The organism is Novipirellula sp., assembly GCF_041583735.1.
GTDB lineage: Bacteria > Planctomycetota > Planctomycetia > Pirellulales > Pirellulaceae > Novipirellula.
This window is the reverse complement of the sequence record NZ_JBFHFD010000280.1, coordinates 1-10,367: the sequence shown is the minus strand read 5'-3', so window position 1 is coordinate 10,367 and position 10,367 is coordinate 1. Positions and strand designations below refer to the sequence as shown.

Genomic DNA, 10,367 nt, shown 5'->3' with positions numbered 1-10,367 from the left:
GATTGTCTGGCCAACGATTCCATCGCAGCGACTTTGTCCATTTCTGCATGCTTGCAGAGCGAAAGTTGATTGATCCCTTCGCAGGGCATCGACATTGAATCTTCTAATGCGCAAATCAGCAGACTCGGATCATTCAATTCTGCCAACATCGAGTACAGTGTGGTCGTTTTGCCGCTTTGACGTGGGCCCGCCAAAACAATCAAGCCACTTCGTTTGCGAAGCACGCTTTGGACGACTTCGAGCTGCGATCGTTGGAACCCGAGTTGGTCGATGCCCACGGGGACCGACTGGGAAATAGTACGAGTCAAATTTAGCATTGTTCCCGAAGTCGCCGGACAAAACGAGGCAAAGATCGAGACCCGTTTTGCTCCCAAACGAACGCGAAATTCACCGGATGCCGATGTCGACTGCAGACTCGCTCGATCGTGATCACGCAAATGCATTCGCGATGCGACTTGGGCTAGGATCTCATTCCCCTCGACTCGGCTGAGACCCTGCAGCACATACATCCCCTTGGGACCCCGCGCTCGTACTCGAAACGCGTGCTGATGAGGCTCGATGACAATCTGCGTGACCACTTCTTGAACCAGGGGACGCAAGATGTGAGGCAACGGATTTTTTGTCGCAATCGCCTTGCCTGATTCCTCGGGTGATACTGGCAATGGCAATGCGGGCGGTTGTAACGCAGCTTGGCTCGCCGACATCATCGTCGGCTTTTTGGGAACCACCAACGAGGTCAATTCGTCGCCGTACAGTGTTTTAATCAAGCGATCCATCACGGTCGCAGTGGCGAATAGCGGCTGCATTTGGCGGCCGGTCAAACGCCGGATTTCGTCGGCCAGCAGCAAGCTGTCAGGTTCAATCACCGCAACTTCGACAATCTTTCCATCGTCACTTAGCGGGGCCACCTGGTTACGAAAACACCATTGGCTTGGCAACCTTTCGGCAATGCCGGGGTCGATCGGCAGCGGAGCATCCTCGGGCGGATCAAAAAATGGCAATGCGTAGTACTTTGCGTATTGCTGAGCCAGTTCGGTGGTGACGTCGCGGCGCTGGACTTCCACATCGTCGGCGAGCACTGGGGAATCGGCAAGTTCCATGGGACCGTCCATCAACAATTCGACGGGACCCACAACATTGATCGGTGCAGACATCGGTGCAGACATGGAAAATGTTCAACCAGCAAGGAAGGTAGCGAAGGGTTAACGCAAAATGGCAAGCGTCGACACGCGATTGATGCGTACGTGCCCTGGATCGTATGGCAGGATCGACGCCTCGACCGACGATTGACTGGCGTCGAACCCGGCGCCATTAAAGGTGATCGCATAAGGGCCAAACAGCGGTGCCGCGCCAGCGCGATGTAACTGCAGCTCCCATCCGGGAAACACCCCACGGTGTCTCGATATCTTGATTTCGCCCACCGCAAAATAGGCAGGCGAGGGAATCGACAAGTCGAGATCGGCAAGCCGGCTCGCGTATTTGCCCGTCCGCACAAAATGAAGGTGCTGCGAAAATTGAATATCCTCGAGATAATCAAACGCATTGGCGACTCGCGATTGCTCGACCGCTCGCGAATGGACCGCAAATCCAACGGCGAAGAACACCACGGTGACCAACAGCAGCAGGATCACATGGATCATCGCTAGACCTCGACGAGGTCGCGATCGGCACAGACCAGCTCGATTCGAATCAGTATTCATCAACCAACATCAGCAGAGTAAGAGACGCTGATGAAGGGATAGCTTAGAACCCAACCGGTGTCGCCAACGATTCGCTGAATCACCCCGCTGGAGTTTAATAATTAGCGAATCGTGACGGCTTGTACGAACCACACGGATTGAGGGTGCTGTTCGTATTATGCCGAAGATACTAGCCGCGACCGGATTTTCGTGCGTCATCCGGAGGTGGACTATGGCGAAATTTCGTTGCGCCACACGGCGTTCCGGTGGTGTTCGCATTGCTCGACCACCGGTTTAACGCCGAAACGCGCTGACGCGTCCCCCGCCCCTAGCTTCCCGAGAACAGGTACTCGCCTTCCTTGAAATCGACTCGCACGGTTGTCCCTTCGGGATACGAGCTTTTCAGCAGTGCATTGGCCAATCGATTCTGAACCTCGTTCTGAATCACGCGTTTCAGCGGCCGTGCGCCATACACCGGATCGTAACCGGTCGATGCGATTTCATCGATAGCGGACTCAGACACATCCAATCGCAAACCATTTTGCTCTAGTCGGCTGCCAAGTGAGGCGAGTTGCAACTTGACAATCTGGCGAATCTCTTTGCGATTGAGCGGTTTGAAGATGACAATATCATCAATCCGGTTCAAAAACTCTGGCAGAAAACGTGCTCGCAACGATTCTTGAACCGCTTCGTGCATCTCTTGTTCGTCGCCCCCTTGTTCGGTGACCTGTTGAATCACTTGGCTGCCCGCATTGCTGGTCATCACGATGACCGAATTCGAGAAGTCGACCGTACGTCCATGACCGTCGGTCAACCGACCATCGTCAAGGACTTGTAACAGGATGTTAAAGACATCGGGATGGGCTTTTTCCATTTCGTCAAGCAGGATGACGCCATAGGGACGTCGCCGAACTGCTTCGGTCAACTTGCCCCCTTCTTCGTAACCCACGTATCCCGGAGGGGCGCCGATCAAACGAGCGACGCTGTGCCGTTCCATGAACTCGCTCATGTCGATTCGCACCATCGCTTGTTCGTCATCAAACATCACTTCGGCGAGCGCTTTGCATAACTCCGTTTTACCGACTCCGGTGGGGCCGAGGAACAGGAACGAACCAATCGGACGATTCGGATCTTGCAGTCCACTTCGACTACGCCGCACGGCGTCGGAAACCGATTGGACCGCTTCGTCTTGACCGATCACACGTTGATGAAGTCGTTCTTCCATGACCAACAATTTCGCCCGCTCGGTTTCGAGCATTCGACTCAGCGGGACTCCGGTCCAAGCGCTGACGACTTCGGCGATCTCTTCTTCGGTTACATCATGACGCAGCAACCGCCGCCGATCCTCGTGGCTTTCGGTATCCTCTTTGGGGGCTGCGTCGCGTTGTTCGGCGTCGTCAAGTTTGGCTTGTAATTCGGTCAACCGAGCGCGAACTTCGAGCATCTCGCGATAGACGTCTTCGGGGCTTTCGCCGCGCAGTTGTTTTTGTTTGGCTTCGGAATCGAGTGTGGTAAATCGGTGCTCGAGTCGCTCGACTTCCTGACGCACCGATTGGACATCGTCGAGCCCCATCTTTTCCGCATCCCACTGCTCACGAAGACTCGCGAGTTCATGGTTCAGCGACTCCATCTCGCCTTCAACCTCCTCGCGTTTTTCCACCGCCGACTCTTCGGTTTCATCAACGAGTTGCCGATGGGCAAGTTCAAGTTGACGTAAACGACGTTGAATTCGATCAATCGGCTCGGGCACACTTTCTTTTTCCATGGCCAATCGGCTGGCCGCTTCGTCGACCAAATCAATTGCTTTGTCCGGCAAAAAACGGTCGGCGATGTAACGGTTTGAAAGGTTCGCAGCGGCCACCAACGCGCTGTCGGTGATGCGGACACCGTGGTGGGATTCGTAGCGAGATTTCAGGCCTCGCAATATCGCGATCGTATCATCGACCGTGGGTTCGCCTACGTAGACCGGTTGGAAACGACGCTCAAGTGCAGCATCCTTTTCGATGTTCTGACGATACTCGTCTAGCGTCGTCGCTCCGATACAACGAAGCACTCCTCGTGCGAGTTCCGGTTTTAGCAGGTTCGCCGCGTCGGGCGATCCTTCGGCTTTCCCGGCACCCACGACAAGATGCAATTCGTCAATAAATAGGATCACTTGGCCGTTAGCATCTTTGACTTCGCGAAGCACCGCTTTGAGCCGTTCTTCGAAATCGCCTCGGAATTTGGCTCCGGCGACTAACGCTCCCATATCGAGCGAAATGACTCGTTTGTCTTTCAAACTTTGCGGAACATCGCCCTCGAAAATACGCAGCGCCAAACCTTCAGCAATCGCTGTTTTGCCGACTCCGGGTTGACCAATCAGGACCGGATTGTTTTTCGTTCGCCTGGACAAAACTTGAATCACACGCCGAATTTCGTTGTCACGGCCGATCACCGGATCGAGCGTCCCTTTGGCCGCCAATTGCGTCAGATCGATCCCGTACTTTTCCAGGGCCTGGTAAGTGTCTTCGGCGTTTTGATCGGTGACGCGCGCCGAGCCACGCACTTCGCTCATTGCCTTGAGCACATCCGCGTCGTTGACTCCCATCAACTTCAACAAGTTGTTGGCTTTGCTTTCGACCTTGGAAATTCCCAGCAATAGATGCTCGGTACTGACGTATTCGTCTTTCAGTTTTGCTGCGACATCGGCTGCGGCGTCAAAGGTGCGTTGCAGTGTCGGCGCGATCCCCGGTTGGCGGCCGCCGGAAACCGATGGCACTTTCGCCAACTCGCTCGCGACCAGCTCTTTCAGCTTACCCGCGTCGGCATTCATTTTTTTCAGCATCGGTCGCGTGATGCCATCGGTCTCGTCAAGCATTGCCGCCAGCAGATGCAACGGTAAGATCTCGGGATTTCCCGACGACGCCGCCTGGGATTGGGCTTCCGCTACAAGCGATTGGGCCTTGGTGGTGAGCTTATCAAATCGAAACGCCATGACAGAAAACTCCTCTACTGAAAAAGCAGCACCACATCTCGACCTAGCGTGGATCGCAGGTTGTGGTCGGGGGACGGATCCCAACACGCATCCCCCCAAAGAATGAAAGCGTGCTAAGCAACGAGCGGTTCAAACGAGCGGTTTATCACTGCCGTAGCCGATCTCGTCGGGCGTAGAGTCCCATTGTGTTTTTAGACGTGTGATAACGCTGCAACCGCAGGACTCGCGCCGCGAGCGCTAATGATGTAGATGGCTGCGGCTCACGGAGATCGGATCGGAGTCCGATCGATAATTTGGCCAGCTTAGCGGGTGAGGCCGGCTAGGGCGTCACCCGCTAATGTCTCGGGTCATTCGCTGAGTCAAACTCAGCGACATCAATTAGTCTTTGACTTCGAAATCGGCATCGATCGCGTCGTCATCTTCGCTTGACGCAGCCGCGGCACCAGATGCGGCAGCAGCACCGGCGTCACCGCCTGCAGGCCCCGCAGCTTCGGTCTTTTCATACAGCACCTTGCTGAACGCTTGCGAAGCGGCATCCAACTCTTCGGTCGCCTGCTTGATTGCAGCCGTATCCGAACCTTCGGCGGCCGTCTTGACCTTTTCGATCGCCTTGTTCATCGGTTCGGTGTCCGAGTCACTCAGCTTGTCCTTATTCTCCGTCATCAGTTTTTCAAGCTGATAGACCTGTTGGTGAGCCTTGTTCTTCGCTTCGACCAATTCGAATTGACGTTTGTCCTCTTCGGCGTTGGTTTCGGCATCCTTCCGCATTTGCTCGATCTCGTCTTCGCCGAGAGCGCCTGCTTCTTTGATTTGTACCGAAGCCTCTTTGCCTGTTTTTAGTTCCTTGGCGGAAACCGCAAGGATTCCGTTTTGGTCAATGTCAAACTTGACTTCGATCTGAGGAACCCCACGCGGTTGCGGTGGAATGCCTTCAAGATTGAACTCGCCGAGCAAACGGTTGCTCGCAGCCATCTTGCGTTCCCCCTGGAACACGCGGACGGTGACCGCGGTTTGGTTGTCCGCCGCGGTGCTGAAGACGTTCTTCTTTTCCACAGGGATCGTGGTGTTACGCTCGACAAGCGCGGTCATCACGCCACCTTCGGTTTCGATGCCCAGCGTCAATGGGTTCACATCCAACAGCAACACGTCGGTTCGTTCACCCGCCAAAACGCTACCTTGGATCGCAGCACCCACGGCAACCACTTCGTCGGGGTTGACGCCTTGATGAGGCTCTTTGCCAAAGATCTCTTTGACGATTTGACGAACCTTAGGCACACGGGTGCTACCGCCGACCAAAACGATTTCGTCGATGTCGCTCGGTTTCATCCCAGCGTCTTCGAGCGCCTGCAATACAGGCTTCTTACATTGCTCGACCAAGGGATCGATCAACTCTTCGAACTTGCTACGAGTGATCTTCATCGTCAAGTGCTTAGGACCCGACTGATCCATCGTGATAAATGGCAAGTTGATATCGGTTTCGGGCAACGTGCTGAGCTCTTTCTTGGCCTTTTCACACGCCTCTTGCAACCGCTGCAAAGCCATCGGATCGTTACGCAAATCGATTGCGTTTTCCTTCTTGAACTGTTCGGCAACGTAGTTGATCAAGGTTTCGTCAAAGTCGTCACCACCGAGATGGGTGTTACCCGAGGTGCTGATCACTTGGAAGACGCGGCTCTCTTGGTCTTCATCACCACTGTCGGCGACTTCCAAAACCGATACGTCAAACGTACCGCCCCCGAGGTCAAAGACGATGATCTTTTCGTCTTTCTTTTTGTCCAAACCGTAGGCCAATGCTGCGGCAGTCGGCTCGTTGATAATACGCGCGACTTCCAAACCGGCGATTTGGCCCGCGTCCTTGGTGGCTTGACGTTGAGCATCGTTAAAGTAGGCCGGAACGGTGATTACCGCCTTGTTGACTTTGTGGCCCAGATAGGACTCAGCCGATTCTTTTAACTTACGAAGTACCTTGGCCGAGATTTCTTGTGGCGTGTATTCTTTGTCGCCCACTTTGATTTTGACGTATTCCGATGCGGCACCGGTCACGCCGTATGGAACCATCTTCTCTTCGGATTCCACTTCGTTGTGACGGCGGCCCATGAAACGCTTGGCCGAGTACACGGTGCGTTTGGGGTTGGTGACCGCTTGGCGACGTGCGGGTTCGCCCACAATGGTGTCTTCTTTGTCCGTAAACGCGACAACACTGGGGGTCAAGCGGTTTCCTTCAGGGTTCGGAATCACCTTAGGTTCGCTACCTTCCATAACCGCGACCACACTGTTCGTGGTGCCGAGGTCGATCCCGATAATTTTTTCGCCTTGAGCCATTACTAGATTCTCCTGTCTCTCGATTCGTTCGTTTGTCGCGTTAAACGTTTAGGTTTAGGTGACAAGTTTCAATTGGATAGGTTGGGTCATTGCCCCACTGGACCGGTTGTCGATTCGTCAGCTTGAGGCGAGACGAATCGGTAGATTGGCAAAGCCTGTGCCGAACGGGCGTCTGAAGCCCCAGTTTTTTTCTGGCAGCCAGGAAAAGCACGGTTTTTCTCGCGAAACTCGTTTTTCCCGTCGACGACATTGACTCCGACCGGGTAATTTCTGGCAGACGCGTCCCGAAGGACTCCATCGAGTTTTTAGGGCGGTGTCAAAATGACAGTATTCGATTTGCTGCCATCCGATTGCCCTGCTCCTCCCGCGATCCCTTTACACCCCACTTTCACTCTCAATGCCAAATTCGAACCAAGACAAGATCGATGCGATCGACCGCGACATCCTGACGCTGGTGGACCAGCGGGCTGCGTTGGTGATCGAGGATGCGAAATCGAGTGATCCCAGCGAGCAAACGTCCAGCACCGGGCCGATGGCGTTGTCGAGTCAGCACATCGATCGCTTGATCGCTGCGCTCGGCCATGCGGCAGCGGCGGATGCCACAAATATCACATCGGCGGAATCCAAACGTGACATCCTACGCCACATCGCCAGCGTTTGCCTCGCCTCGGTGCGGCCGATCCGCGTCGCCTTTCTCGGCCCCGAATACAGCTACAGCCACCTCGCGTCGCTAAAATACTTTGGCCAAGGGGCCGACTTTGCCCCGCTGAGCTCCATCCCGGCTGTTTTTGAAGCCGTTTCGCGAGGCGATTTGGCGACCGGAGTCGTCCCGATTGAAAACAGTACCGATGGCGGGATCGTCGATACGCTTGGCATGTTTATCCGATTGCAAATGCAGATTTGTGGCGAAGTCGTACTGCCCATTCATCACAATCTGTTGTCCGCCTCGCCGCGAGAAACAATCACCGAGATTCACAGTAAACCGCAAGCGCTGTCGCAATGCCGCGGCTACTTGGCGACCCACTTTCCAGGCGCGCGATTGGTGGAAACGACCAGCACCACTGCCGCAGCCCAATTGGCTTCGGAACAGCCCGGTGTCGCCGCCGTCGCCAGTCTCGAAGCGGGACGGCAATACGACTTGGAAGTGCTCGGGGCCAGCATCGAAGACAATCCTAACAACGTCACCCGCTTTGCCGTGCTCGGCAAAGACCGACCGCAACGAACCGGTGACGACAAAACATCGCTGTTGTTTCAAATCAACCATCAACCCGGCGCGCTTGCCGACGTGATGACGATTTTTAAAACCCACCAATTGAACATGACATGGATCGAATCGTTCCCCTGTCCAGAGACTCGCAACGAGTATTTGTTCTTTGTTGAATTGACGGGCCACCGTGACGACGAATCGGTAGCCGATGCGATCGCCACCCTTTCCAAGCAAGCCAAGCGACTCGACGTGCTAGGGTCGTATCCCAAAGCACAACACGTCGAATAGACTTCCCCCAATGTGGGATCGGCTTCCCGCCAGCCATCCGCCTCAATCCGCCAGTCCGTATTCTCCTTTTCCGCATCCTCCACCCTCTATCGATGAATCCATCCCGAGTGATCCAGGCGACCGGAATTGACGATCCCCGGATCGCCATGTATCGCGACTTGCGTCATCGCGAGTTATCGAAGGACGGCAGCCATTTTGTGGTCGAGGGTAATTGGGTGGTTCGCCGTTTGATCGAAAGCGATTACAAAATCGAATCGATCTTGGTACAGCAGCACCGCAGCGACGAATACGCCAAAATCGTTCCGGCGGATGTGCCGATCTACACGCTTTCGGATACCGACATCTCCCAATTGATTGGGTTCGAGTTTCATCGTGGCGTCTTGGCATGTGGCGTTCGGCCGGAGATTCCTACGATCGACGACTTCATTGCACTGCCCACGATCCCGAAACTCAGCGTCGCTCTGCTCGGTGTCTCGGAGCCGGAAAACGTCGGCAGTATTTTTCGCAGTGCTGCCGCCTTGGGGATCGACCATCTCCTCGTCGATCGAAAAACGATTGATCCTTTCCACCGACGGGTGATTCGGGTCAGCATGGCCGCAGTACTCAAACATCGTCTGTTTCGCTTGGACGATCCACTGGCTGACTTGCAGCGTTTGACCACGGCGACCACGGTTCGCACGATCGCCTCGACGCTGCAATCACCTGCTACACGGCTAAAAGACTTTCGCGTCAATGACAAACCCGCCCTGCTGATCGTCGGCAATGAAGCGAGCGGCGTTGAGTTGGCCATTCAAAACTTTGCATCGGACCGAGTCACCATCCCGATGCAGCTAGGAACCGACAGTCTGAACGTCGCCGTCGCGACCGCGATCCTGATGCATGCATTGGTCGATCCCGACAACGCGTAATCACGTAGGCATTGGTGGAGCGTGCTTATTTTCGATTCATTGGTTTCCGTCACACTTGCTTGAATCGAAACGCATGTTCCGGCAAACGGATGGTGGGATTTGCTTTCGCTAATGCTGCGTACAACTTGCCTCGGTTGTAGTTGTAGTTTTGCAAGATCTGAATCCTTTCACCCGACTTCATCTGCATCGTGATCTTACTGAACCCGACATGCTTCTCGTAAGTTTGGCTGATCTCAACAATGTCACTGACCGGGACCGAAAATGATGCATTCTTTGAAAGCGGATCGGTAATTTCAAAATGGTCGGCGTCCACCGCGATCCTGAACGTTTTATTTTGAACCCAGAAGAGAACCGCAACAACGAGTAGTCCGAGTTCAACCACCGGCAAGGCAATATTCATCCAGTAAAACAATTGCTCGGCCGCCTCGGTCGGCTTAATAAACTTACGAGCTGCCACATACATCGTGAACAATACACCCTAATTGATGAGAAGCAGCATGGCGGTCCGCCGCTGTCTTTTTTCGAAAAGATATAAATGGCTCATGATGGCGTTTTTCAGGTGAACGAAGGGGGCGGATGCCTCACACGAATCGTTTGCTGGCGAGAAACTGACTCGATAGGTCGATTCGCATTGGCTATTAGCACACCGATTTACCCATTTAAAGCAATCTGCCGAATCAACGGCTGGAATCACCGGCGCAAAGCTCAGTGATCTTCGCAACTGCAATTTGCGACCAAACCTCGAATGATGCGGATTTCAATTCGGCGTCATCCAGCGTTTTTCTCGCACTCGCCCAGACTCCATCATTGATGATGTTGTCGGCGAATTCCTGGCCCGCCCAAGTTAACGCCAGGTTTGCCTTGCCGTAGCGATCTTTCCGGGGCCCTCTGTGCCAACATGAGTGAGACAACTTTGAAGTTTTTCAAAGTCGAGGGCACGGAAAGTTTACATGACCGAAATCGCCAACAAAAAAGTTAAGAAAAATCCT

At 54.3% G+C, this 10,367-nt stretch carries 7 protein-coding genes; 2 read left to right on the top strand and 5 right to left on the bottom strand.

Features of this window, described 5'->3' with window-relative positions; all coding sequences use genetic code 11:
* From ABX962_RS19580 to dnaK, 4 genes are all read right to left on the bottom strand, one after another.
* Nucleotides 1-1,166: ATPase, T2SS/T4P/T4SS family (locus tag ABX962_RS19580; RefSeq protein ID WP_372721716.1), on the bottom strand; the 1,166-nt coding region annotated here is incomplete at its 3' end.
* 36 nt (nt 1,167-1,202) lie between these two features.
* A complete protein-coding gene (locus ABX962_RS19575; protein WP_372721715.1) occupies nt 1,203-1,640 on the bottom strand; it encodes a hypothetical protein in 438 nt (145 codons plus the stop codon).
* A 367-nt stretch (nt 1,641-2,007) separates the two neighbouring features.
* Nucleotides 2,008-4,653: an ATP-dependent chaperone ClpB gene (gene clpB, locus ABX962_RS19570; RefSeq protein ID WP_372721714.1), complete on the bottom strand. Its 2,646-nt coding sequence runs from the start codon at nt 4,651-4,653 to the stop codon at nt 2,008-2,010.
* A 378-nt stretch (nt 4,654-5,031) separates the two neighbouring features.
* Entirely contained in the window at nt 5,032-6,975 is a 1,944-nt protein-coding gene (gene dnaK, locus ABX962_RS19565; protein ID WP_372721713.1) for a molecular chaperone DnaK, read from the bottom strand.
* 397 nt (nt 6,976-7,372) lie between these two features.
* Between dnaK and pheA the strand changes: the two genes are divergently transcribed.
* Both pheA and ABX962_RS19555 read left to right on the top strand, forming a co-directional pair.
* Complete coding sequence (pheA, locus tag ABX962_RS19560; protein WP_372721712.1) at nt 7,373-8,470, top strand: prephenate dehydratase; 1,098 nt, start codon at nt 7,373-7,375, stop codon at nt 8,468-8,470.
* 92 nt (nt 8,471-8,562) lie between these two features.
* On the top strand, nt 8,563-9,378 hold the full coding sequence (locus ABX962_RS19555) for a TrmH family RNA methyltransferase (RefSeq protein WP_372721711.1): 816 nt from the start codon (nt 8,563-8,565) through the stop codon (nt 9,376-9,378).
* 49 nt (nt 9,379-9,427) lie between these two features.
* Here ABX962_RS19555 and ABX962_RS19550 read toward each other — a convergent pair whose 3' ends face one another.
* Nucleotides 9,428-9,841 (bottom strand): hypothetical protein, encoded by a 414-nt coding sequence (locus ABX962_RS19550; RefSeq protein ID WP_372721710.1) that lies wholly within the window; start codon nt 9,839-9,841, stop codon nt 9,428-9,430.
* Nucleotides 9,842-10,367: the final 526 nt, after the last annotated feature.